We start from the raw sequence: 1,536 nt of genomic DNA, 5'->3' as shown, positions 1-1,536 counted from the left end.
GGCCTCAGAATGCTCCGCCGATGTGTGTGCTGCCTCCGTCATGCCTGATGCCTCCCGGTTTCCCTGCAAGGATAGCAGAATCCGGCGGGCATGGGGATGATGCTATGGCAACGGCTGCCCGGCCAGCGCCAGCCGGTACAGCACCGAATTGGCCGCAAAAGCAATCAGGGCCAGGGTCGTGAACAGCAATGTCTTGTTCAAGGACAATCCCGCATGGTGGCTTTGTCCGCAAGTAATGGGATTGCTTACAGGCGGGGCTTACTTCCGGAAAGCTTTTTCCTTGTAGCCGAGAATTATTGATTACGCCCCAGAATTTTAGGCTTTTTGTTCATACTTATACCCTAGGTTCGGGTCTATGAAATACGCAATCAGAAAACCTATGCCGCCTGCTGAAAAAAATAAAATTGGCATTAGTGAAGACTCATTGCCACCAAGAATATAGAAAACTATGAGCCCAGTTATGCCAAGAGAAATTGAACCGGCGATGATCATATAATACAAGCTCACATAGCTATTAATTTTACGCATAAAATCTAAACCAAGTCTTGAGCTAATAAATGAATTTAGAAAAGCTAGAAGTGGAGGGGCAAATACCCCAAATGCTATTACCATCCATATACTTTCGTCGTTGAATACTGGAAAAACAGGATTATTAGGCAACATTATTCCTTGAGGTATACCTTGCAACAAACCAATGATCACTCCAATCAGCTTAGAATTCCTCTGTAACATTTCCTTCATTTAATAAGCCTAACTTATTAATGCACGCATGTAGCTTTTTGTCGCTTGTTCATCTGAATGTCTCCTCAAATCTCTTACGATTTGAGAGTAGGTGAAGTCTCGAAGGGTGTCAAAGCGCCTGAAGCTGCTGCAAACAGGCGAGGGAAGTTATTTCCGCGAGGCTTTTTCCTCATGGCCGGAAACGCCAAAGCGGCGGGCGAGTTCCGCAAGAATATCGTCCGGGGAGAGGCCCTTCTGGGCAAGCATCACCATCGAATGAAACCACAGATCGGCGGTCTCGTAGATGATCTGCTCGCGGTCGTCGTTCTTGGCGGCGATGATCGTCTCGACCGCTTCCTCGCCGATCTTCTCCAGCATCTTGTCCGGCTTCGCGTACAGCGAGGCGACGTAGGAGGCCTCGGGCGATTCGTTCTTGCGCGCCTCCAGCACCTTGGCGAGTTCCTTCAGGATTTCAGCGGCGTTGATGTTCTGGCTCATTTCACGGGCTCCTCGATGACGACCCATTCTCCGTCCTTTTGCTGCCGGTAAAAGCAGGATGGGCGGTTGGTGTGGCAGGCGGGACCGGTCTGCTCGATCTTCAGCAGCAGCGTATCGCCGTCGCAGTCCAGATACATGGCCACCACCTTCTGTACGTGGCCAGAGGACTCGCCCTTCTTCCACTGTTTCTGGCGCGAGCGCGAATAATAGTGCGCAAAGCCCGTGGCGAGCGTCTGCTCGACGGCCTCCCGGTTCATCCAGGCCATCATCAGAACCCTTCCCGAAGAAGCGTCCTGCGCAATCGCCGGCACCAGTCCG

Annotated in this window: 3 protein-coding genes; all 3 read right to left on the bottom strand. The window is 51.4% G+C overall.

The features are described 5' to 3' along the window. Positions 1-315: 315 nt before the first annotated feature. Positions 316-732, bottom strand: a complete 417-nt coding sequence (locus D6694_15840) for a hypothetical protein (protein RMH32745.1) — start codon at positions 730-732, stop codon at positions 316-318. Positions 733-888: 156 nt separating this feature from the next. Next, positions 889-1,218 (bottom strand): phosphoribosyl-ATP diphosphatase, encoded by a 330-nt coding sequence (locus D6694_15835; protein ID RMH32744.1) that lies wholly within the window; start codon positions 1,216-1,218, stop codon positions 889-891. After that, on the bottom strand, positions 1,215-1,536 hold a 322-nt coding region (hisI, locus tag D6694_15830), incomplete at its 5' end, for a phosphoribosyl-AMP cyclohydrolase (protein ID RMH32743.1). The genes D6694_15835 and hisI, both read right to left, overlap by 4 nt.

The sequence above is a fragment of the Gammaproteobacteria bacterium genome (assembly GCA_003696665.1).
Lineage (GTDB): Bacteria > Pseudomonadota > Gammaproteobacteria > Enterobacterales.
This window is presented reverse-complemented; position numbering and strand designations above follow the sequence as displayed.